The organism is Magnetofaba australis IT-1 (genome assembly GCF_002109495.1).
Taxonomy (GTDB): Bacteria; Pseudomonadota; Magnetococcia; order Magnetococcales; family Magnetococcaceae; genus Magnetofaba; species Magnetofaba australis.
This window is the reverse complement of the sequence record NZ_LVJN01000015.1, coordinates 479,314-502,489: the sequence shown is the minus strand read 5'-3', so window position 1 is coordinate 502,489 and position 23,176 is coordinate 479,314. Positions and strand designations below refer to the sequence as shown.

The following is a 23,176-nucleotide window of genomic DNA, read 5'->3' as shown; positions in this document are numbered from 1 at the left end:
CCGGAGGCCAATAGTCAGCGCAAGCTTTACCTGTGTCACACAAACATTGAGGAGCCTGTGCAATTCTGAATTGCGGTGACTATTATTCTGGCGAATCCGCCCTAGCGCCCCAAGTGTGCATCAGCGCCTGCAGCAGAATCGCGCCGCTGGGATTCTCTTGCGCAGGCCCCCAGGTCAGCGAGAGGGTCTGATCGGTCTCCAGACGCGGCCAACGCGGCATGTGCGCGCGCACGCCCCAACAGCGCTGGGCATGCAATCCCAACTGCTCCCCCGCCGCCTTGGCCGCCGCATAAGGCCCCAACTCCGGGCTGCGCGAGGCGTCCAGCGCGGCGGTGGAGGGGTAGAGAATGCGCATGCCGCGCAGCCCCAACGGGGCCAGGGTATCGAGCAGATTGAGAAAACCATCCACGTAGTAGTCGGTATAGTAGCGGAACATCTGCGCCGAGAAGTGGCCCGGCGCGGCCACGAAGATGGGCGGGGTGGCGAAGTAGGCCAGCAGATCCGGCGCACGACCATCCAGTTGCTCCGGCAGTCCGGCGGGATCGGCGATATCCAGCGCAATGGCGCGGGCGCGGCCGCCCAAGGCTTGAATCTCCTCCACCACCTTCTGCGCCGAGCCGCCGCTGGAGCGGGAGGTGAGCAGCGCCTCAGCGCCGCCCAGCGCCAGCAGCTTGGCCGCCACCTCGCCCAGACCGCGGGAGCCGCCCACCACCAACGCGCGACAATTAGTGAAAGGCTTATTCCCCTCCAGCAGCGCCGCCAATTCCGCCGCCGCGGGCTGCTCCACCCCCTCTGGACGCCGCTGCGCCAGCAACTCGCCGCGCAATCCGGCGCCCGCCACGCCAATGGCGGCCAGAGAGCCGCGCATCTTCAATCCCGTCACGCCATATTCGTATTGCGCGCCCTGGGCGTCAGATAGATCGACCGCGGCGTCCCACTCCAGCGCCAGTTTGAGAAACAGCGAACGCAACCCCGGCGCGCGCATCCCCACAACAGCGCTACAGGCGGCCAAAAACGCCAACTGAGCCGGCTCCAGCATGCGGCTGAGAGTCGGCAACAGCGCCGCCGCGCCACTGGGCGACAGATGCAGGGGCGGCCGCACTGTTTGCCCCACCAACGTCGCCAGTTCGGCGTCCTGGGGCTGTTCAACAGGGGGATCATCATCCCTGGGCGGCGTCAGCGCGCTCTGCGCTGGCTCGAAAACGGCGTGAATGCTCATGGCGCTTTGACCAAAGCGATCCAACACCTCCAGCTCACAGGTTTGCGGCTGATTGGCGTTGAGGCGCAGACGCAGCGGCTCGCCCACCCGCAACGGCAGGGTGAACTGGGTGCGCAACCGCTGTAGCCGCCAGCGCGCGCCAGACGCCTCATCCCACTGGGCCATGGCCTGCTCCAACGCCCACAGAACCACATGCACCCCATGGGCGATGGGGCGGCCAAACGGGGTGCGCCGCGCGGTAGCCGCATCCAGATGGATGGGGTTGACGTCCCCCGACAGCCGGGCGAACGCCCGCTGCTCCTGTTCGGTAAAACCGTTGGGTTTATCGATCTCCACGTCGGCCCCTGATCAAGAGTGCATGCTAAAAAATGGCGTCGCCATCCAGCGGCGTGGGGTCCCACGCCTGCGTCTGCCGCAACGCTTCGTCCAGCGCCGCGTCGCGCGCCTTCCAATAGAACGGCGTGCGCGCGTAGGCGCGCTCAAACGGCGCCAATTGGCGAAACCGCTGTGCGCGTTGGGGCGACAATCCCGGCGCCTCCAGCAGATGCGCGCCGCGCTCCCCACTGACCGCCAACGCCGCGCGCAGCAGACGCTGCGTCACCACCGCGTCCGAGTCGGCCTGCAGCCAGTCGGCCAAAATCATGCGCCGCAAGCCCGTCTGCGCGTCATCCCGTAGCAACAATAACGCCGAGGCGACCGGCGCGCCCGCACGCTCGGCCAACAGCAGCTGCGCAGTATCGTCATGCAACGCAAACTGCGCCTGCCAGCGCAGATTGGCGGCATCGCGCACCCGCAGCAGATGCGCGCCGCTGTTGGCCTCCACCTGCATCCATAAACGATCCCAACGTGCATCGGGCGTGCGGTGTTGCGAAATCAGAATCTCCTGCGCCGCCACAGAGTCGCCGCGGCTCCCCTCCCCAGCACGCTGGCTGCGCACAACGCCCGCCAGTTTCAGCGCCGGACCCGCCAGCACGCCCGCCACCCCCGCGCCAAACGCCGCCGCTCCGGACCAGCCCCTGGCCCGCGCCATGGCGCGGGCGAATCCGGCGGCGCCGGTAATCCAGAACAGCACCCCCCGCGCGGCCTCGCCGGTGGGCAACGCATGACCGCCAAACGCTTCGAACGCCTTGGCGCTCTCCAGATTGGCGGTGGTGTTGAGAAACAGGTCGATCTCCGGTTGGCGAAAGAAGCGGCTGAGAAGACCCAGCGCGATGTGGCGGGAATCCTCATCCACCGCCCAGCAGTGCGCCGCCGCCGCGCGGATATCCTGACCGCGCCAGCGATAACGCATGGGGATGCTGCCGAGGAAGCCCGCCGCCGAACCATCGGCGCGGAACCCCGCCCAACCGCTCACCGGCGTCGCCACGCCGGGTAGTTGCGCCATGGCGCCAAACAGCAAAGCGCGCCATTCCGCCTCGGGGATGACGCGCATATTCAGCCGCTGGCACAGAGCGCGCAGCGCGGGGTAGTCATCGGCGACAATGGGACGGATGCTCACGCGGGGCTTGGACGTGGTCATAACCTACGCGCCTCGCAGGAAGTAGCGCAGTTGATGCCGCGGCCAGTTGGCCAACAGGTGGTCGCGACGCATGGCCAGAGGCGAATCGCCATGGCGATTGAGCCCCCGCACAGTGGTGAGAAAGGAGCGATAGCCCAGCTGTTTGGCCATGTCCGGATGGCGTTGCGGATCAAAATCCCGCCCCGGGCCGCCCCAAGGGCAGGCGAAGTGGTCGCAGGGAACGCCCAGATGCGTTTCGATGGCCTGTTTGGAGCGCTGGAGTTCAGCGCGCGCGGCGGCGGCGTCCAGATCCGTCAAACGCACATGGTTGGCGGTGTGGGAGCCGATGGTCACGCCGGCGTCGGTGAGTTGGCGACACTGCGTCCAATCCAGCAACGGCGTGGCCCCAGGGTAGTTGGCGTGGGAGAAAAAAGCGCTCAGCGCGGCGGCGTCGCGCTCCAGACTCAGGCCGGTGCAGTCGGTGACGACGAAGATCGCCGCCGAGCAGGCGTGGCGCTGCAGAATTGGCAGAGCGTTGTGCAGACAGTTGGCGATGCCGTCGTCGAAGGTGACGCAGAAGTAGCGCCCGCCAAATGGCTCCGCAGAACTGAGCAGCTCTACCGCGCGATCCAACGAGATGAACTCGCCCCAGTCGCGCATCCAGCGCAGATGACGCTCAAAGCCTGCGCGCTCGTCGTCGAACACATGGTGGTAGTAGGGAAAGCGGATCCAGCCATCGCCCCGACGCGGCGACGCCGTGAGCGACAGCCCCCACAACGCCGCGGCGCGCGCCGCCTGACGCGTCATGCGCCCCAGCGAAAATGGCCGCGCCGACCACTGCGCGTAGGTTTCGATCAGCGGCAGTCGCAGCGCGTCGTTCATGCCCGTCCCCCATTGGCGCGCACAGGCATCTCTAACGCCCTGCCGCGCGCGCGCTTTCCCGCTGCAACAACCAAGCGCTCAACTCTTTTGCCACAAATCGATTTTGCGCTTCGCCAGGGTGCCCGGGATCGACGAAATAGCCGCATTGGCGACGATTCTGACGATGCTGTTCATACAAGTCCAGATAGGCGACGCCCGCTTGCCCGAGCAGATCTTGCACAAACTTTCGATAGGGTTCGGCGCCGCGCTCCAACTGGTGGAACGAATAGTTGAGAATCACCACCGGTTCGGCGCCGCGTGCGCGCAGCGCATCGCGCAGCCGCATCAACCACTGGACATAACGCTGGCGCACGCCGGGATTGGCGTAGATCTGTTGCTGCGCGACATGCTCGCGCAAGTGGGATTGCGCGAGAGCCGCCATCTCATCGTAACAGTATTGCGGCGCGATCTCGCCAGCGCCGCCGCCGCTCTCCGCCACCGCGCCCTGACCGCTCGAGGTCAACCTCTGATAGACGCTGCGGCCAATCACCATGGCGGCGTAGCCGATGGGCAGATACTGGGTCAAGGCGCTTTTCACCCAACCCGCCAGCCCAGGCTGATAGGATTCATACAGCGTGATCCGCTCGTCCGGCTTCACCAGAAGGGCATAGAAAAACGGGCTGGCGGGATAGGCGTCATTGGGCGTTAAAGTAACGACCGCATAGCGATAACGATCCTGGGGCAGTCGCTTGGCGACCTGGACGTAATCCACCAAACTGTATCCGGTCACGCCATAGTTATCGGCGTGAAAGCGCGACTGCTCCCCAGCGGTGAGACTGGGCAGGGTCAACCCATTGGGCAGGCCGTTGCCGAAGGTGATGGAGTCGCCCAGAAAGGCGATCCGCTGGCTGCGCCCCTGCGGTTGCGGCGTGACCCGACGTCCTTGGCGGATGGTGATTTCCGTTCCCGGGAACTCCTCCACCAGCCAATGGTGGGGCAGGGCTTGCGACGAACTGCGGAAATAGCCTCTTTGCCCAGGCAACAGAACATGCAGGAACAGAGCGTTGGCCAGTTCCAGAAAAACAGCCAATATGATCAGCCAAATCAGCGAAAATTTCAGAAATCTCAGCACCCGAACGCCTCTCGTTCCGACAGATGATAATGAGAAATATCGTCTGCAACATCTGCGCCGCCTGACCCCGCACGCATTTTATTTCAGCCGCTTTCGCGACAACGAACATGGGCGGGAATTGGCAAACTGGCCGAGAGAGAATAGGTAAAACAACGCTCGGTTTCCTGAGCAAAACTCGAGCGTTTGGTCCAAAACTCCAGGCAGGGCGCGTTTTTGGCGGTGGGCAGAAACTCGGCGCGGCACTGCGCCACGGCGGAGGTTGCGCCCGAGCGGCCGCGCAGCTGCTCCAGGGCATAGGCGAGCATGGTCTCCTCCAATCCGCGCTGGAACGCCCGGCAACTGACCACAAAATCGCTCACCTGGGCGGTATCGCCCTCAATCTCCACCCCCAGCAGCGCCACGACGCCCAGATCGCCGAACTTGTCGGCCACGCGGAACACCCACATCGCGCACTGCGGTTGCGCCGCCCAGGCGCTCAACTCCGCTTCGCTCATGCGCCGGGTGCGCAGGTTCATCTGATTGGTCTTGTTGAGGAGTTGCGCGGCGCGCGGCAGATTGTCCGGGTTCAGCGGCGCCACCTCCACCACCATCTCCAGCGACGCCAGCCACGCCGACAGATCGCCCACTTGCGCCCGTCCCGCTTGGCGCTGACGCTCGGTCTCATACATCTGGCTGCGTTGGCGATCCTCAGCAGTCATCTGCGCGCTGTCAAAGCAGTGCAGGCCATCAAGCAGGCGGCGGTAGAGCATGGGGCTCTCCGGCAGATCCGGGACCAGGACCTCCGGCAGCGCCGCGCGCACCCGCTCGCGCTCACCGCGCGAGTCATCCAGAAACACCACCGACTGCAGCCCCAGATTCAACTCGGCGGCGATATCGGCGATATTGGCGGCCTTATCCTCCCAATTGATGCGCCAGGCGGAGAAGTCGTCCGGCCTCAGCGCCATCTCCGGGTGGTTGGCGATGGCCTCCAGCGCCACCGACTCCTGATTCTTGCTACAGATGGCCAGCAGCGCGCCGCGTCGCCGCAACGCCAGCAGGCCGCGCTGAAAATCCACAAACGCCTCACCCACCGGGCTGTGTCCGCCCAGGGTGACGTTGAGCGGCCCCACTTCACCGACGATGCCGCCCCACAGGGTATTGTCCAGATCCACCACCACCAGCTTGCGCGGGGTCTCCATGAGCGCCTGCAGAGCGTTGGCGATCTCCTGGGCGGCCAGTTTGAACAGTGGATTTGCGAAGGGGGATTTGGTCAGGTACCACTGGCGGGGATTGATGGCGTCGGGCCCCACCGCCGCCTGCCAGCGCGCCGCATCCAGCAGGTAGACGCCGCGCTCTCCACTCAGTCGCTCCAGCAGACGCGCATTCATGCGCAGCAGCGCCGCCCCTGCGCCATCGGGCGCGCTCATATCCATCAGGCCCAGGCCGCGCTCGCTCCAGGGGCGGGTCCAAGTGGGGACCAGAATCGCGCTGGCGCCAGCGCGCGCGGCCAGCAGGCGCGCGGCGAAGGCCTCCACGTCGGCGTCCAGGTCCGCCAGCGCGCCGGGATCGCCAGCCAGCAGCGCGGCGTAAGCGGGGCTGATCGCCTCGGCGCGGCTCCACGCCAGCAGCGCGTCGTGCTGCGGCTGGGCGCTCTGGGCCAGTTGTAAGAGAGTGGGAATCGCCTGCCCGAAAGGAGCGGCGCGGGCTTGCAGGGGACGACTGGAGGGGGCGTTATTGAGCAGCCCCACCAGCGAACCGACATTGAAGTCGGAGACCAGCAGCAGCGAAAAGGGCGCCGCCGCGTGCGGGGCCGATTCAGTCATTCATCACCTGCAGGATCCAGTCAATCAGCGTAGAGACCGTATTGAGGGGACCGGGATCGTCAAAGATCTCTTCATGGTCGGTGAGCGCCAGGGTCACCCCCAGCTTCTGCTCCAGGTCGGACTCGGCGGCCAGGATCAGATTCACCAACTGCAGCGACCCCAGCGGCGAGGTTTCGCCCAGCAACACGGTCTCCGCCTCCAGGGGCAACGCCTGCTGCGGCGGCAACTCATCATTGACCGCGCCCAGCGCCGCATACACCGCCTGCTCCACCACATCCCGATTCTGCGCCATACCGCCACCTTACCGTAGAGCCCCGTTCCGGCGGGGCGTTACCCCGGTTGGATCACGCCAACCGCCGCATTTTCCCTTAGTCTTTGTAACAACATCTCTCGATATCGGCAAGAGGGCTGCCCGCTTCGCGCCCGGCAGGGAGACCTCTACGCAGATCACTGCGGGAAACTTCCTCAACGCGGACGAATCCCAAACAGCGGGAGCCAATGCATTTATAAAGGTGTATGATGGACGGCTCCTGCGCAGCCAAGGTCGGCCGCGCCACTCTCCGCTGGACCCGTTTGACCAATGAACGCACCCGCCGCCCCTTCGCGCCCCGCTCCGCCCCGCGCTTCCGCTGAATTCATCCTGCTGATGGCGGCGCTGATGTCCATGGTGGCGCTCTCCATCGACGCCATGCTGCCCGCCCTGGCGCAGATCGGCCACACTCTCGGCTCGCCCGACGCCAACAGCAATCAACTGGTGATCTCGGCGCTGTTTCTGGGCTTTGGTTTCGGCCAACTGCTCTACGGCCCCATGGCCGACGCGTTGGGGCGCAAACCGGCCATCTACACCGGCCTGGGGCTGTTCCTGCTGGGCAGCATCGCCTGCATGAGCGCGCAGAGCTTTCCGGCCATGCTGGCCGGGCGCTTCCTACAGGGCTTGGGCGTGGCCAGTCCGCGCACCATCACCCTGGCGCTGGTGCGCGATCAATACCTGGGGCCGGAGATGGCGCGCATCATGTCGCTGATCATGGCGGTGTTCATCCTCACCCCGGCCCTGGCGCCGGCGTTGGGACAAGTGATTCTGCTGGTGGCGCCGTGGCGCGCCATCTTCGCCATGCTGCTGCTGATGGGACTGTTGACTCTCACTTGGTTCGCCCTGCGCCAGCCGGAGACCCTGCCCGCCGCGCGTCGCGTCCCCTTCTCCCTGCGGCAGACCCTACGCGAGGCGCGCTCGGTGTTCGCCCACCGCCGCTCCCTGGCCTACATGGTGGTGGCCGGGCTCTCCTTCGGCGCCTTCGTCGGCTACCTGACCTCGGCGCAGCAGCTGTTGCAGGAGCAGTTCGGCCTGGGCGAGAAGTTCCCACTCTACTTCGGCGCCTTGGCGCTGTGCATCGGCGCGGGCTCCATCACCAACTCCCGCCTGTTGCGGCGGTTTGAGGTGCAGAAGCTCACCCGCTCGGCCATCGGCGTGTTCACCACCCTCTCCACAGTGACGTGGTGCGCCCTCTATCTGGGCCATGCGCCGCTCTCGCTGACCGGGCTGATGCTGTGGGGCGGGGTGTCGTTTTTCTGTATGGGCTTTGTGTTTGGCAACGCCAACGCCATGGCCATGGCCCCCTTCGGCCACATGGCCGGGGTCGCCGCCGCCGTGGTGGGGGCGTTCTCCACCTTTGTCTCCGTCACCCTGGGAACGCTGATTGGGCAATCCTACGACGGCGCCGCCACCCCGCTCATCGGCGGCTTCGCCCTGCTGGGCGCGCTGGCGCTGGGCATCCTGACCTGGGCCCACGCCCGCCCGGAGCCCGTTGAAGTCGAGGCTAGCGGCGGCTGATTCGCCCGCCTGAAGCTGTAAACGCACGGCAACCATTTGGAATCCGTCCATATTGCATTAGTATAGAGAATTGCGCGTCTGTTTCGGCGCTGCGCCATCTTCACCGCGACTGCTTCTGGATAGACCATGCGTCAACGCACTTTGCCTCGGACAACCTCCCACGCCGCGCGCCGCGCGTCGCTTCGCCTCATCACCACCGTCGCCGGGCTCGTCCTGCTGGCCGGATGCGCTTTGAGCGACCCAAAGATCGATCTGCTCACCGGCGAGCCTTCGCCAACACAGCAAGTCGAGCAAAAGGCCGCTGAAGAGCGGGTGCTGGCGTGGCAAAACCCGCCCGACCGCTGGACCGAGCCCACCACCGGCCTCACCTTCGTCAAAGCCCCCGCCGGCTGCTTCACCATGGGCTATGATCTGGGCGAACCCAATAACGAACGCCCCGCCCACGAGGTGTGTCTGGACCCGTTCTGGGTCGCCACCCTGGAGGTGAGCAACGCGCAGTTTCGCCTGTGGCGCCCCGAGCATGACAGCGGCAGCGCCAAAGGCTTCTCCCTGGACCGCGATCAACACCCGGCGGTGATGCTCTCCTGGCTGGACGCGGTGAACTACGCCAAGTGGCTCAACACCCTGCATCCGGGGCGCTTCGACCTGCCTACCGAGGCGCAGTGGGAGTACGCCGCGCGCGCTGGCGGCAAGAGTGTGCGCCACTGGGGCGAGACCAAAGAGTTGATGTGCCGCTACGCCAACATCAGCGACCCGCCCGCCCCCACTGCGCTCAAACGCGGTCCCGGCGCCGATTACGCCTGTAATGACGGCTATCTGGTGAGCGCGCCGACGGGCCGCTTCACTCCCAACGATTGGGGCCTTTACGATACCTTGGGCAATGTCTGGGAGTGGACCCGGGATCGCTTCGCCCCGCACTACTATCTCTACAGTCCACGCGACAACCCGGTCGGCCCGCAGAGCAGTCCCAGCCGGGTGGTGCGCGGCGGCAGTTGGCGCAGCAAAGCTCTGGATGCGCGCGCCAGCAAACGCAACGACTGGAGCCCCAAACACCGCTTGGACGACGTCGGTTTCCGACTGGTGTGGACGCCCTGAGGTCGCAGCGCCCAGGCCATGGATATCTTCCTCACATTTGACTACGAGGTTTTTTTCGGCGCCCGCGTCGGCAGCGTGGAGAGGTGTCTGCTGGAGCCCACCGAGGCGCTGATGGCGCTGGGCAAACGGCATCAGGCGCGCATGACCTTCTTTGTGGACGCCTGTTTTCTGGTCCGTCTGCATCAGGATCGCGCGCGCTTCGCCGAATTCCAGCGTCAGCACGATCTGGTGGCGGCGCAACTGGAGCGTCTGCAAGCCGCCGGGCACGATATCCAGCCCCACATCCACCCCCACTGGGATGGCGCGGCCTATGCGGACGGCGCCTGGCGCTTCGACTACCAACGCTTCGCCCTGCCTAACTTACCCGCCGACGAGCGGACGCGGATCATCGCCGAGGCCTGTGACCACCTGCGCGCCTATGTCTCCGCGCCTCTGCTGGCCCATCGCGGCGGCGGCTGGTCATTGCAACCCTTCCACAGCGTGCGCGATGCGCTGCTGGCGCAGGGGTTGTGGCTCGACTCCACCGTGTTCGCCCACGGCTATCGCGACCACCCACACCAACCGTATGACTTCCGCGCCGCCCCCGAGCAGTCGCTGTGGCGCTTTGACGACGACCCCCTGCGCCCCACCGGCGGCCCGTTTGTAGAGTTGGCCATCACCGCCGCGCCGGTCACCCCCGATTTTTACTGGCGCTTGGCGCTGACGCGCAAACTGGGCGGCGCGAAACATCAGAAGTTCGGCGACGGCGCGCCCACCGCCATGGGGCGCGGCGAGGCGCTCGCCAAACTCTTCACCATCACCTCCCTGCCGGTGTCGGCGGACGGCTTCAAAGCGCGCCTGCTCAACCGCGCGCTGCGCATTCAAGAGAAGCGCGCGCGCCGCGACCCGGGCATCGACCACTTCACCGTGGTCAGCCATCCCAAGGCGCTCACTCCCGACTCGGTGGCGCGGCTGGACCGCTTTCTGGATGATATCGCGCACAGCCAGAGCCACCAGGCGGTGAGCATCACGCAGCGCGCCGCCGCCCTCAAAGCCGCCGCGCGCCCCGCCGCCCAGGAGTCCGTCCGCCCATGACAACCCCCGCCGCCACCCTGTTCATCTCCGACCACGCCCCACGTCATGCGCAGGTGATGATTCACCAGTATCGCGCCCACGGTTACCGTGTGGTCGGCGCCAGCGCGCGCGCTTCGGACAGCTTCTTCCACCACCTGGATGCGCGCATTCCGGCGGCGCTGGATTATGACGACGATCCCGATCCCCAACTCTGGCTGCAACGCCTCGCCGCCCACGGCGTCGACGCCATTGTGCCGGTGAGCATCGCCGCCAGCCGCTACTTCAGCCGCCACGCACAGGCGTTTCTCGACGCCGGAGTCGGCCTGCTGCTGCCGCCCCATGAGACCTGGGCCATGCTGCACGACAAGCAGCAATCCGCCGATTTCGCCGACTCCGTGGGGGTGCGCACGCCGCGCACCGTGGCGGTGCGGCAGGCCGACGCCGGAGCGCGCATCGCCGAGGCTGGACTCAGCTATCCGGTGGTGGTGAAGACCATACAGGAGGGCGGGGCCAAGTTCGTGCGCTACGCCCACAGCGCCGAGCAGGCCCACGACATCATCGCCGAATTCGCCCAGCGCAACCCCATGGCGGTGGCGCGCGGAGTGATCGCCCAGGAGTATATCGACGGTCAGGGCTGCGGCTACTTCGCGCTGGCCCGCGACGGCGAGATCCTCAGCGAGTTCTGCCATCTGCGCATTCGTGAAAACCCGCCCAGCGGCGGCGTCAGCGCCAGTTGCGAAAGCTACGCCCACCCCAAGCTCATCGCCGCCGGGCGCAAGCTGGTGCAGGGATCCCGCTACAGCGGCGTGTGCATGTGCGAGTTCAAATACATGCCCGCCGAGGATGAGTTCTGCCTGATCGAGATCAATCCCAAATTCTGGGGCTCCATGCTGCTGTCGGTGAGTTGCGGGGTCAATTTCCCGCTCAACTATGTGCGCGCGGCGCTGGGTCAACCGATTCCCGCCACCCCCTATGACGCCGGGCGTCGGGTGCAGTTCGTCGCCTCGGATCTGGCCACCGCCCTGCGTCACCGCCATCGCGTCGGCGACGTGGTTTCCGATCTGCTCGACCCTGCCGTCACCAAAGATTCATTTTTCTTGGGGATTTCTTGGTACCTCCGGTATATGCTGGGGCTGTTTCGACGTTAATTCTCCTCAGCACTTTCGCAAGTTTTTTAGAATAACGGTGCCCTATTCCCCATGGCTCGACATACCCCTTTACTGATTGAACTCTCCCAGCGCTCCGTAGCGCCGATTCTTGCCGCCATCTCGTTGCTGTATGTGCATCTGAGTTTTGGCCACGAACTCAACGCCTATCAGCAGTTGCAGATTATCGCCGTGGGCGCCATGACCTACATCGCCTTTGCCGGCGTGGCGGTGTGCCAAAACGTATTCGACCTGATCGGCAACAAAGGGCGGCAACTGTTCCAGTCGTGGGGACTGGTGGTGGGCATGGTGTTGCTGTGGCGCATGGTCCATCCCACCCCGGATGATTTCCCCCGCTACGTGCTGCTCACCTGGCTGTTCATCACTCCGGCGATCATCTTTCTGGGCCATGTGACGCTGCACACCGCGCTGAACCATCTGTACTCCGGCGACACCGCCAATCGCGAACGGGTGCTGGTGGTGGGCGCCACCTACGTGGGCACGCGCTTTGCCAATGAGATCGAGCAGAACCCCATGTTGGGCAAGGAGTTTTTGGGGTTTTTTGATGATCGCGATATCTCCCGCCTGCAAGGGTTGGGCGAGGAGCAGCTCAAGGGCAAGTCCGGCGATGTGATCGACTATGTGAAAAAGAGCAAGGTCGATACGGTCTACATCTCCCTGCCCATGACCTCGCAAGAGCGCATCATGAATCTGATTCAGGCGGTGCAGGACTCCACCGCCTCCATCTACTTTCTGCCCGATATCTTCCTGTTCGACCTGATCCAGGCGCGCTTTGACACCATCAATGGCATCCCCATCGTGGCGGTGGTGGAGACGCCGTTTTATGGTATGAACGCGCTCAAAAAGCGCCTGTTCGATATTGTGGCCGCCACCTCGGCGTTGATTCTGCTCAGCCCGGTGATGCTGGCGCTGACCATCGCCATCAAGCTAGACTCGCCCGGCCCGGCGATCTTCCGCCAACGCCGCTACGGCATGAAGGGCGAAGAGATCACGGTGTACAAATTCCGCTCCATGACGGTGCAGGAGGATGGCAAGGAGCTGACCCAGGCCAAACTGAACGACCCGCGCATCACCCGCATCGGCGCGTTTATCCGCCGCACCTCGCTGGATGAACTACCTCAATTTTTCAATGTGTTACAGGGAAGAATGAGCGTGGTGGGGCCGCGCCCCCACGCGGTGGCGCACAACGAGGAGTACCGCAAGATCATCAAGGGCTACATGCTGCGCCACAAGGTGCGTCCGGGCATCACCGGCTGGGCCCAGGTGAATGGTCTGCGCGGAGAGATCAAGCACCTGTCGGATATGGAGCGGCGCACCGACTACGACCTGGACTACCTGCGCTGCTGGTCGCTGTCGTTCGACTTCTGGATTATTCTGCGCACCATCTACGTGGTGATCAAAGGGCAGGATACGGCCTACTGATCCGCCGCCGCCGTCGCCCGGCGCGAGAAGAGCTTGGCGAGGCGCGCTTTGAGCAGCAATAGGGCGAAGCGGCTGTTGCTGGAGAAGTAGCGCCAGAACATGCGCCGGGGCTCCTGCAGGAAGCGGAAGAACCACTCCAATCCCCAACGCTGCATCCATAGCGGCGCGCGTTTGGTCTTGCCCGCCACCACATCCAACGTGCCGCCCACCCCCATGGCGAACTTCACATTCAGCCGATCGCCCCATTTGGCGATGAAGATCTCCTTTTTCGGCGGCGAGATGGCCACGAACAGCAGGCTGGCCCCGGAGGCGCCGATTTCCCGCACCATAGCCTCTTCATCCTCCCAAAAGTAGCCGTGGTGGTATCCCGCCACATTCAGTCGCGGGTAGCGCGCTTGCAGTTTGGCCACCGCCGTATCAATCACCCCCTCCTTGGCGCCGAGGAAATAGACCGAATCCCCGGTGCGTTCGGCCATCTCCAGCAGCTTGTGGAACAGGTCGATGCCGCCCACCCGCTCAGGGATCATATGACCCATGAAGCGCGCCCCCCACACCACCCCCATGCCGTCGATATTGATGATGTCGCACGAGGCGATGGCGTCGAACAGGTCGCGGTTATCCTGCATCGCCACCACTTTGGCCACATTGACCACGCCGTGTTGAATGAAGCGCCCGTTGCGCAGGCGGCGCTCGATCTCGGTGACGGTCTCGGCCATGCTCCATGGGTGCATGGGGACGCCCAGAAAGGTAATGGGTTCACGCATGGGATTTGCTCCCCTGGTATTCCTCTGTGTCGGCGTCGCGGCGCCAACGGATTTCACACTTTAATGTAGTGGCGGCGGCGACAGTGTTGATAAAGCGCACACACGGCGCCGCCTGCTTGCGTCCATAACGGTCGGAGACCCAGCCCGCAGGCGGCTCCTCCCGACCGGTGATGATCTCCAATCGGGCGTCAGCTTCATCAGCGCGCAGGGTTACCCGCCACGGTCCCACCACCGCCTCAACCTCCTGCGGGCCGCTCTGAGTCACTGCGGCGCCCGCGGCGAACTGCCAGGTGCGGGTCGCCTCATGAGGGGCGCGGCAGATCAGTTCATCCTGGGTGGTCAGACGGCTCTCGGCCTTGAACAGACGCGCCTCGCGGCGGTGGGTCAGCGGATCGGGCAAACGCTCGTAGCCGTGACAGACGCCCACGAACAGGTCATCCGCCGCCTCCGGCTCCCACGCCTCGCATGCGCTCTGCGCATGGTTGAGCCAGAGGAACGGACCGCTCTGGGTGGATTGATCGGCGCCGTCGATGCTCACCGTATTGTGCGCTGCGGTGGAGCGGAAGTGGCTGCGCCACTGTTTGCCCGCGTGGTAGTCGTAGGTTCCGGGATCCACCAGGATGGGAACGCCGCCCAGGGAGAGGGTCAGCGCCAGGGCGTCGGCGTGGCCGTGGGCGGCGATGGCCAGATAGCCCAACGGGCCGCAATCCACACACGCGTGGACCTCATCGGCGGTCTCGAACTCCTGTCCTAAAATATAGTAACCGCCCTGTGGGAAGGCCTGTTTGCGGGGCGCTTTGGGGGTGCGCGCCAGCGCCGCCCAGCGATCGCGCCCGTGCGCGCCCATGAGCCAGCGGCTCTGCACGTCCAGCGCCCCGGCCTGGGCCTGAAAATCAGCGCGCGCAAAGCAGACCGCGCCCAGCCGCAGCAACGCTTGCGGCGCTGGGTCGCGCGCCGGATTGAGACAGAAGGCGCGGCCATTGTCGGCATCGCCGATCTGCGGCAGGTGGCCGCCCGCATCCAGCATGGCGTGCAGAAACGCCAGCATACGCTCCATGCGGCTGCTGTAGGCGGCATTGAAAGCGTCGTCGGTGCGCGCGCCGACGAGCGCGGCAATGAGGAAGAATTCGGCGATGAAGCCCTGATAATCCAGAGTCTGTTCGCAGCCCACCCCATCGACGTGAACCTGGAGGTGGATCTGTTCGTTGAGCTCCCATTTAGCGTCTTCGCCCCAACGCGCCAGGGCGGGCCAGTAGGGCCAGGCGCGGCTGGCCACGTAGAGTCCGGCCAACTCGCCGATGAGGTGGTTGTTGGCCGAGGTGTGGCGCGACAGGTGGCGCTGGATATAGTGCGCCTGCTGCATCACCGCCGCCAACAGACGATCGCGCAACTCCTGCCCCAATCCGCCCTGGAAGCAATCGGCGTGGGGACCGCCGAGGATCTGCCACACCAGCGCCCAGTTGATCAGCCGCACCCCCATCTCCAGCGGACTGGTCCAGTTGGGGCCGGTTCGATAAGGGCACTGGTCGAGCCAGGCGCGCATCTGCTCCAGCAGCGCGTCGCGATAGCGTTTGTCGCCGCTCACCCGCCACGCTTGCGCCAGAGTGACCCAGTGCAGATGCCGGTTGAGTTCCCAGATGCGGCGTTTGGCGCGGCTCTTCTCCGGGTTGCTGTGGCTGTGCTTGCGGTCGGCCCCGCCCGCAGCGAACGGCTCGTCGCCGGTGGCGGGGTCGGCGTTGAAGTTGGGCGGCTGGCCCAACCCTGGCGTCGGCTCATCGAACAGCGGAATGGTCCCAGCCAGGATGGCGTCGGCGGCGGCTGTGTAGACGGTGGGATCCTCGTTTTCCGGGATCTTCAACCATGTCGTGGCAGGAACGATAGTGGGCGCAGGCGGCTGCGGCAGGGTCAGCCAGCCGCGCCGCTCCAGACGTTTTTGCACTGCGCGCTGCGCGCGATAGGCTATCTCGCCCAGGCTCATGGCGCGCAGCCGCGCCGCATACCAACGCAGCTTGCCGCCGCCCGTCGCCGATGCAGGCGCAATCAGCATGCGGCGGTAACGCTGCGCCATCTCCCGCGCCGCCTGACGCGACTCATAGCGCGCCCATGCCGTCTCGCGATTGTGCGCCTGACAGCGCGCCAGCCGCTCGCTATCCCCCGCCAGCTTGCGCAGCGCGTCGGCCACCGCTGCGGCGCTGACCTCGGGCAGCAGTTCGCCATGCTCGTCGGAAGTGATGACATCGGGTATGCCGCCGGCGCGCGAGGCGATCACCGCGCAGCCCGCGCCCATGGCCTCCAGCAGCGCGTTGGGGCAGCCCTCGCCATGGCGGCTGGGCAGGGCGAAGATGTCCGCCTGTTGCAGCAACGCCCCTTTGGCCGCGCCGCTCACATAGCCGGGCAGACTCACCACATCGCCCAAGCCCTGAGCCGCCACCCACGTCTGCGCGCCAGCGCGGGCGCTCCCCTCTCCCGCCAGAGTCAGGCGCAGTTGCGGCAATTCGGCGGCAACCTGGGCGAACCCCTCCAGCAGCTCCGTCACCCCCTTGTTGCGGTTCATGCTGGAGAGGAACAGCACGCCAATCTCGTCGTGGGGCGGCGCGGGCTCGGTGGGGATCAAGTCGCCGTCGAACATGGTGGCGGCCAGCTCGATGCGCGCGCCATCGAAGCCCAACTGCTCCAGCCGCTGACGGAATGTGCTGGCCAGCACCAGAATGTGATCCGCTGCGCCGAACAGAAAGCGGAATCCGCGACGCTTCCAACCGCTGCGTTGAATCGCGTCGGCGGTGGACCACTCCCAGCCGCGAAAGAACACCAGCACCCGGGGCCGCCGCCACCAGCGCATGCCGATGATGGTCGCCAGAAACAGCGCATCGCGCAGGGTCGATTTGGGGTTCAGCGAGGGGTTCAGATGGATGATATCAAAACGCTGAAAGAACAGCGTCCACTTCAGGCGAATGGCGTCGCCCAGCAGGCGCAGCGGCCACAGCCAGCCGGGGTCGCCCGGGCGCTTGCCAGTGACGAAGTGGACCATCTCCACCCCCGGCTCCATGCGCCGCAGCAGGTTGCGCGTATACAGCCCCACTCCGCCGGGCTTGCCCACCAGCACATGGGGGTTGCCCCCCGCCGGGGCCAGAATCAGCACCCGCAATCGTGGCTTACTCATGGCCGCTCTCCAATACGCTGGCGACCTGCCGCGCCATGCGCTCAAAGGTGAAGCGTTGCAACACAGTGGCGCGGGCGTTTTGCCCCAGCTTATGCCGGTGTTCGGCGTCCAGCAGCCGCGCCATGGCGTCGCTCAAGGCCGCCGCGTCGCCGGGGGGGTAGCGGTAGCCGTTGTCGCCGTCAAACACCATCTCCGGCGCGCCGCCCGCATCGCTGATCACCACCGGCAGCCCCATGGCCATCGCCTCCAACGCGGCGTTGGAGAAGGTCTCGGCGATGGAGCTGAGCACGAAGCCGTCAAACGCCGCCAAGGCGGGCCGCACGTCCATCATGCGTCCAGGCAGAATCACCCGTTCGGCAAGACCGTTATCGCGCACAAAGGCGTGGTATTTGTCCGCCTCCGGCCCGTCGCCCACCAGCGCCAGTTTGAGCGGCGCGCCGCGCTCCATCAAACGCCGCCCCGCCTCCAGGAACTCCTCCAACCGCTTGACCGGGCGAAACGTCGCCGCCGCGCCCAACAGCACCTCATCATCGCCCACGCCCCACTGGGCGCGCAGCCGCTCGCGTTCGGCCAGCAGCGGCGCGCGATCAAAGCGCGCCGCATCGACGCCGTTGTGAATGAAGCCGCAGCGCTCGCTGGGCAGCGCATAACGCTGCATCCAGAAGCGCATCTGCGCTTCACAGCCGAACAGCAGACGGTCGGCGCGGCGGAACAGCGGCGCATACAGCGCCATCTTCAGCTCATCTCGGCGGCGACGGAAGAAGGTTTTGTTGAGCGAGCAGTAGAGCCGCCGCCCGGTCAGACGCGCGGCGGGAAAGGCGTAGACGATGGGGTAGTGCTGCACCGCCCACAGGGTCTCGATCGCCCCTTCGCGCAGACGCTTGCTCAACGCCCGCACCACGCGCGGATCCCACTTGCCGCGCCGATCCAGAAAGTGCAGCGGAATGGCCGGATCCAGCAGCTCCTTGAGCGTATGCGGCGCCTTCAGATAGGCGATCTCCACCCGCCAACCGCGCGCGTGCAGCCAGTTGGCCAGCAGCACGTGTTTGCGCTCGGAGCCGCCCATGGTCAGGGTGTTGAGCAGAAACAGCACCGACGGCTTGGCGGTGGAATGATCTTCACTCACGCCCGCCTCCTAATAGCCCAGGCCGGGGCAGCCCAGCCGCGCCTTGGCGGAGAAGAGCCGCTGATAGCCGCGCAACGCGCCGCGCCCCAGCGGCCCCAGCCACGCCAGCGCCAGAAACGCCGCGCCGCGTTTGCGCCAGCGAGGGTCGCCCAGCAGGGCGGAGAAGCAGGCGCGCGCCTCGCCATAGCGGCCATGGGCGTAGAATGCTTTGCCATTGAGATAGAGATCATACCCCTGCGCGCCAGCGGTGGGGTCGGCGTCGGTGATGGCGGCGCTCAGATCCGCCTCGATGCGTTGAATCTGCTCCTCCGTCTCGCCCACTTCGCCCAGATAGCGTTCGCGCACCTGGGCGGCGCGGAAGGAGACCGACCCGCCGCCGCGACGCAACAGATAGAGCGGCTCACAGAGCATGCCCACGGCGCTGATGGCGGCCAGCCGCGCCCACAGATCGCGATCCTCCGAAGCCGCCGCCAGCCGATAGCGCGGCTCCTCCAGTTGCGCCAACACGCTGCGACGCAGCATCACCGAACCGTGGGCCACCGGATTGCGCCCCGCCGCCAGCATGCTGGCCAGAAGCGCCGGGTCGTCCGGATGGCACACCGAGCGGAACGGCAGGCCATTGGGGGCGATCTCCAGCACCCCGGTGGCCACCATGCCGGTCTGAGGATGAGCCTGCAGATAGGCGATCTGCTTGGCGAAGCGTTCAGAGTCGCACTGGTCGTCGGCGTCCATGCGCGCCAGCAGCGGCGCGCGCGCCTGCTCCAACAGGGTGTTGAGGGAGCGCACCACCCCCTGATTGTGCTGATGGATGACGCGAATGCGCCCATCGCGTCGCGCCAGTTCATCCAGCAACGCTCCGGTGTCGTCGCTGGAGCCGTCGTTGACCACGAGCAGCTCAAAGTCGCCGAAGCTCTGCGTCAGAATCGACGCCACCGCCGCCTCCAGGGTGGCGGCGGCGTTATAGGCGGGCATCAGCACCGAGAGGGCCGGGACGCTCATTCGGCCTCCAGCGGCGAGCGCTCGGCCAAGGCGGTCAACACCCGATCATAGTGCGCCGCAACGCGCTCCAGGGCGTAGCGCTCACACACCGTGCGACGCCCGTTCTCGCCCAGGCGCGCGCGCAGCGCCGCATCGCCAAACAGTCGATCCAATCCGCTGCGCACAGCCTCGGGCTCGGCCTCACACACCAGGGCGTTGTCGCCGTCGGCCAGGATGTTGCCCACCCCCGGGGTGGGCGCGCCGATGCACGCCGCGCCGCTGGCCATGGCCTCGATCAACGCCTTGGGGTGCCCCTCGGTGAGCCCCATCAACACGTAGACCGCATGGCTCTGGAAGTAGCGCGGCAGCTCTTCGTTGGGCACGCGGTCGATGAGGTTCAGCGTCACCCCCAACTCCGCCGCCAGCGCTTGTAGCTCCCGTTTCAACGCCCCGGAGCCGATCAGCGTCAGCGTGTAATCCGACCCCGCCAGGGCGCGAATCACCACCTCGATGCGCTTGTTGGGGTGCAGCCGCCCCACCATCAATACGCTGTTTGGCGTGCGTTCGACGGCAGGGTCGGGGGCGAAACGCTCGGTCTCCACATAGTTGGGGATCACATGCACCCGCGCGGCGGGCAGACCGTAGTGGGCCACCACCCACGCTTTGAGTTCCGGCGTCGGCGTCACCGCCGCATCGCACTGGGTGAACACCTTCCGCTCCGCCGTAATGCGCTTATCGTGGGCCGGACCGCTCCAGCCCGCCTGTTCGGCCTGAGCGCCATACACATAGCCGCAACGCGCCAACAGCCGCGCGTCCCACACTTTCGACGCCCACAGCGCGGGCCAGCCCAATCCCGCCTGGTCGGTCATCAACACCTGCAGGCGCCGCCCGTGGAAGAAATAGAGAAAAGGAATCAGCGCGTAATAGAGTTTGCGCAGTTTCCAGCGCATCCACCCCAGCGGCCATTTGGTGATGATGCGGGCTGAGGGCGGCAGCGGCAGCGGACCGGGATCGCGCTCGCTATCGTAGGTAAACAGGGTCTCCGCCCAGCCGCGCGCGCCCAACTGCTGGTGAATCGCCAGCTCCCGCGCCAACGAGCCCACCCGCCGCCAAGTATGCACGCCGTTGCCGTTGGCGATGAAGTAGCCCATGCGTTTGCTCATGCCCTCCTCCTGCGCCGCCGCCGACGTCTGGGCGCGGGCGCCGTTTCAGGCTCCGGCGCAGGCTGTGTCTCGGGATCGGGATGCGCCGACCCGCGCATCTGCGCGCCAGCGATCACCACCCCCACCAGGCAGATGGTGAGCGGCTCGCTGGTGAACACCCCAGCGTTGTGGAACAACCCGTTGCACATCACCGCGATCAGCGACACCACCGCGCCCAACGCCAGTTGCGCATGGCGCGTCTCGCCCGCAGCGTTCTCCACATACTGTCGAATCGTGCGCCGCAGACTGTAGAGCACCCCCGCCAGAAACAGCCACCCCACCAGCCCCACCAGCATACCCACCACAATGTAGTGGTTGTGCGCGTAAGGGATCTTGATGCTCGGATCGCGCACCAGAATGTGCCGCCCCAACACGGTCTCCTCATAGCGGCGGTTGGTGGCCCCGCTAAACGGGTTCTTGAACACCGTCTCCACACCGTTGAGCTGCCACAACAGGCGATCCACGGTGTCGGACAACCCCTTGTCCTGGAAGCGTCCCACCAGCGACTGATGGCGCCGGTTCTCCACGTCGCGCGAGCCCTCCAGCACCACCCCGGCCACCAGCGCCATCACCAGGAAGGCCAACACCCCCGCGCGCTTCCAGCGGAACAGCAGGTAGATCATGCCGATGCCCGCAGTCAGGAACGAGGAGCGTTCGGCGTTGAGAAACAGCGCCGGCAGCATCACCGCCATCACCCCGAACCAGATCCACTTACGCCGCGCCTGATAGCAGGTGAGGGCCAGAATCGGCGCCGCGGCCATCAGATAACCGAACGAGAAGTGGCGCCCGGCCAGACCGGAGATCCACATGCCCTTGCCGCTGATGCCCTCCTCCACCGCGCTGGTGTCCTGCAGCAGCCAGTTGCGAATGCCCTGCCACGGGTCGCCCAGAAAGTGGATCAACAGACCAAACAGCGCCGAGATAAACACGCCGATGCAGATCGCCTTGATCAGCGTATGCACATCGTCGAGGTTGCGACACGCCACCGCAAACAGCAGCCACAACGTCACCGTGCGCACATACTCCAGCTCCAGCCCCTCGGTTGGATCCTTGAACTTGGTCACAAAGGTGTAAACCAGAAAGAACATCACCATGTAAAACAGCAACATGATGACGTGGTTCTGGATGCTGAAGATGCGGTGGATGTTGAACGCGAACACCATCAGCCCTAACCCCAAGGTCACATTGATGGGGGCGATGTGGATCACCGGCAGTTTGGGAAAGGGAATGAACTGCATCATCACCCCCAGCAGCAGCAACGCAAACAGCAGGCGCGACGGCGGCGACTCCAGCACAGGCGGCGTGAAAGTGCGCGAATTTGCGCTCATTTGCGGAGCCTCCCCAAGCGTTTTTTCAGCCGTTTGCGATCCTCAGCCCGCAGCACCAGAAACCACGCGGCGACGGCGAAGGCGGGGGTGAGCAGGACGCCGTAAGCGAATAGTCCGCCCCACCCGGCGATGGCCGGTTCCGGCAGCGCCCAACGGCACAGCAGCAGCAGCGTCAGCGCCATGGCAAGCGGCGCGATCTGCGGCCGCACAAAGGCCCCAAACGGCTCCCCCAGCGTGCGCGCATTCAACCACATGTAGAGCAGCAGCACTGCGCCATGGGCGCAAAGCAGACAGAGGGGCGCGGCCATCAATCCCAGATGCGGCTGCAGCAGCAGGAAGCCGCCGATGAACGCCGCCCCCGCGCCCGCCTGGAACAGCGACTTGTGCTTCAGTTGCAGCGCCGAGTCGATGAGGATCTCCTCCACCCGCGTCAGCGCGCCGATGGTCACCGTCAGCACCAGCAGCAGGGTGAGCAGATCGCCGCCGTAGAATTTGGCCCCCACCCACACCGCCAGGAACGCCTCGTTGAGCAGCAGCACCACGCAGCCCACCACCCCGGCGGAGAAGAGCAGCGCCCGCACCATCTCCAGCCGCACCTGCGCGGCCCGCTGCAGATCCCCCGCGCCCACCAGCTCGCCCATGCCCGGCAGACCGGCGTTGAACAGCGCAATGATCGGCTCGATGGTGCGATGCATGGCCGCCCGCGTGAGGGTGTAGACCGTCACCAGCGCCGGCCCCAGGGTCATGCTGATCAGAATCAGATCGCCGCCGCGAAACACCTGCTGGATGAACGCCGACAGCAGCGACCACAGATTGAGCCGGAAGAAGCCGCGAAACTCCTCCCGCGAGGGGCGCGCCACCCCCAGCCAGGAGACGTGGCGGCGGGCGATCCAGTAGCACAGCGCGCCCACCACGAAGATCTGTCCGCCATAGGCGGCCACCACCCACGGCAGGCCGAAGCCCATCACCACCAGAGCGTAGATCACGCCATAGGCCAGCAGCTTCACCGTGGGCTGCGCGCCCATGGCGCGGTACTCCAGATTCTGCCCCTTGAGCACCCCCATGGGCGCTCCCGCCAACGGCGTGAGGGCGACGATGAACACGGCGATGGACATGGCGATGAAGACGCCGTCACGCAGTTCCGGCGCAACGGGAATCAGGCGCTCAAGGAACCACAGCGCCAGCGCCCCCAACCCCAGCACCAGCGGCAACGCCGCCAGCCACACCATCAGCGAGGCCCCCACCTGACGCCGTTTGGCGGCGACGTCGGGGTCGCTCTGGCGATGCGCCAGGGTGAGTTTGAGCACGCTCATGGGTTTGAAGTGGCCCACGGCCAGGTGCGACATGATGCGCTGAATCACCTGCCAGGCGCCGTACAGCTCCGCGCCCAATCCCGCCACCAGCGCCGGGGTGATGGCGAACGAGATGATGATGCCCACCAGTTGCGTCAGCAACCGCGTGAGCATGGTCAGACCGGCTTTCTTGGTGCGGCTGGGCCCCGCTGTCGGCGCTGGGGCGGCGCTTGCGTTGGCGCCCATGAGG

Annotated in this window: 18 protein-coding genes; 5 read left to right on the top strand and 13 right to left on the bottom strand. The window is 65.8% G+C overall.

Going from position 1 to position 23,176, the window contains the following annotated elements; translation table 11 throughout:
* Nucleotides 1–82: 82 nt before the first annotated feature.
* The 6 genes from MAIT1_RS04455 to MAIT1_RS04430 all read right to left on the bottom strand — a co-directional run bounded on the left by MAIT1_RS04455 (nucleotide 83) and on the right by MAIT1_RS04430 (nucleotide 6,804).
* The gene (locus MAIT1_RS04455) at nucleotides 83–1,555 is read right to left on the bottom strand and encodes an SDR family NAD(P)-dependent oxidoreductase (protein ID WP_085441082.1); all 1,473 of its coding nucleotides are present in this window, start codon (nucleotides 1,553–1,555) and stop codon (nucleotides 83–85) included.
* Between the two features lie 25 nt (nucleotides 1,556–1,580).
* Complete coding sequence (locus tag MAIT1_RS04450) at nucleotides 1,581–2,738, bottom strand: hypothetical protein (RefSeq protein ID WP_085441081.1); 1,158 nt, start codon at nucleotides 2,736–2,738, stop codon at nucleotides 1,581–1,583.
* 3 nt (nucleotides 2,739–2,741) lie between these two features.
* Nucleotides 2,742–3,599: a polysaccharide deacetylase family protein gene (locus MAIT1_RS04445; RefSeq protein WP_085441080.1), complete on the bottom strand. Its 858-nt coding sequence runs from the start codon at nucleotides 3,597–3,599 to the stop codon at nucleotides 2,742–2,744.
* 31 nt (nucleotides 3,600–3,630) lie between these two features.
* Nucleotides 3,631–4,668: an SGNH/GDSL hydrolase family protein gene (locus tag MAIT1_RS04440; RefSeq protein WP_143814649.1), complete on the bottom strand. Its 1,038-nt coding sequence runs from the start codon at nucleotides 4,666–4,668 to the stop codon at nucleotides 3,631–3,633.
* Between the two features lie 125 nt (nucleotides 4,669–4,793).
* Nucleotides 4,794–6,512 carry an HAD-IIIC family phosphatase gene (locus MAIT1_RS04435; protein ID WP_085441078.1) on the bottom strand — a complete coding sequence of 573 codons (1,719 nt, stop codon included), beginning with the start codon at nucleotides 6,510–6,512 and terminating at the stop codon, nucleotides 4,794–4,796.
* Nucleotides 6,505–6,804 carry a hypothetical protein gene (locus tag MAIT1_RS04430; protein WP_085441077.1) on the bottom strand — a complete coding sequence of 100 codons (300 nt, stop codon included), beginning with the start codon at nucleotides 6,802–6,804 and terminating at the stop codon, nucleotides 6,505–6,507. The genes MAIT1_RS04435 and MAIT1_RS04430 overlap by 8 nt, the downstream gene beginning before the upstream one ends.
* 288 nt (nucleotides 6,805–7,092) lie before the next feature.
* Here MAIT1_RS04430 and MAIT1_RS04425 point away from each other — a divergent pair, with 288 nt between their 5' ends.
* The 5 genes from MAIT1_RS04425 to MAIT1_RS04405 all read left to right on the top strand — a co-directional run bounded on the left by MAIT1_RS04425 (nucleotide 7,093) and on the right by MAIT1_RS04405 (nucleotide 13,076).
* Nucleotides 7,093–8,340, top strand: coding sequence for a multidrug effflux MFS transporter (locus MAIT1_RS04425; RefSeq protein ID WP_085441076.1), 1,248 nt, complete (start codon nucleotides 7,093–7,095; stop codon nucleotides 8,338–8,340).
* Nucleotides 8,341–8,466: 126 nt separating this feature from the next.
* Nucleotides 8,467–9,435 (top strand): formylglycine-generating enzyme family protein, encoded by a 969-nt coding sequence (locus MAIT1_RS04420; protein WP_085441075.1) that lies wholly within the window; start codon nucleotides 8,467–8,469, stop codon nucleotides 9,433–9,435.
* A gap of 18 nt (nucleotides 9,436–9,453) precedes the next feature.
* Nucleotides 9,454–10,509 (top strand): polysaccharide deacetylase family protein, encoded by a 1,056-nt coding sequence (locus MAIT1_RS04415; protein WP_085441074.1) that lies wholly within the window; start codon nucleotides 9,454–9,456, stop codon nucleotides 10,507–10,509.
* A complete protein-coding gene (locus tag MAIT1_RS04410) occupies nucleotides 10,506–11,636 on the top strand; it encodes a carboxylate--amine ligase (protein ID WP_085441073.1) in 1,131 nt (376 codons plus the stop codon). Before MAIT1_RS04415 ends, MAIT1_RS04410 begins: the two co-directional genes overlap by 4 nt.
* 51 nt (nucleotides 11,637–11,687) lie before the next feature.
* On the top strand, nucleotides 11,688–13,076 hold the full coding sequence (locus tag MAIT1_RS04405; RefSeq protein WP_085441072.1) for an undecaprenyl-phosphate glucose phosphotransferase: 1,389 nt from the start codon (nucleotides 11,688–11,690) through the stop codon (nucleotides 13,074–13,076).
* Here the strand turns inward: MAIT1_RS04405 and MAIT1_RS04400 are convergent.
* The 7 genes from MAIT1_RS04400 to MAIT1_RS04370 are packed head-to-tail and all read right to left on the bottom strand — an operon-like array spanning nucleotide 13,070 to nucleotide 23,172.
* Entirely contained in the window at nucleotides 13,070–13,840 is a 771-nt protein-coding gene (locus MAIT1_RS04400; protein WP_085441071.1) for a WecB/TagA/CpsF family glycosyltransferase, read from the bottom strand. The genes MAIT1_RS04405 and MAIT1_RS04400 overlap by 7 nt on opposite strands.
* A complete protein-coding gene (locus tag MAIT1_RS04395; RefSeq protein WP_085441070.1) occupies nucleotides 13,833–17,000 on the bottom strand; it encodes a heparinase II/III domain-containing protein in 3,168 nt (1,055 codons plus the stop codon). The genes MAIT1_RS04400 and MAIT1_RS04395 overlap by 8 nt, the downstream gene beginning before the upstream one ends.
* On the bottom strand, nucleotides 16,993–18,126 hold the full coding sequence (locus tag MAIT1_RS04390) for a glycosyltransferase family 4 protein (protein WP_085441069.1): 1,134 nt from the start codon (nucleotides 18,124–18,126) through the stop codon (nucleotides 16,993–16,995). The genes MAIT1_RS04395 and MAIT1_RS04390 overlap by 8 nt, the downstream gene beginning before the upstream one ends.
* 9 nt (nucleotides 18,127–18,135) lie before the next feature.
* Complete coding sequence (locus MAIT1_RS04385) at nucleotides 18,136–19,125, bottom strand: glycosyltransferase family 2 protein (RefSeq protein WP_085441068.1); 990 nt, start codon at nucleotides 19,123–19,125, stop codon at nucleotides 18,136–18,138.
* On the bottom strand, nucleotides 19,122–20,267 hold the full coding sequence (locus tag MAIT1_RS04380; protein ID WP_085441067.1) for a glycosyltransferase family 4 protein: 1,146 nt from the start codon (nucleotides 20,265–20,267) through the stop codon (nucleotides 19,122–19,124). Before MAIT1_RS04380 ends, MAIT1_RS04385 begins: the two co-directional genes overlap by 4 nt.
* A complete protein-coding gene (locus MAIT1_RS04375) occupies nucleotides 20,264–21,634 on the bottom strand; it encodes an O-antigen ligase family protein (RefSeq protein ID WP_085441066.1) in 1,371 nt (456 codons plus the stop codon). Before MAIT1_RS04375 ends, MAIT1_RS04380 begins: the two co-directional genes overlap by 4 nt.
* Entirely contained in the window at nucleotides 21,631–23,172 is a 1,542-nt protein-coding gene (locus MAIT1_RS04370) for a lipopolysaccharide biosynthesis protein (RefSeq protein ID WP_085441065.1), read from the bottom strand. The genes MAIT1_RS04375 and MAIT1_RS04370 overlap by 4 nt, the downstream gene beginning before the upstream one ends.
* Nucleotides 23,173–23,176 lie beyond the last annotated feature (4 nt).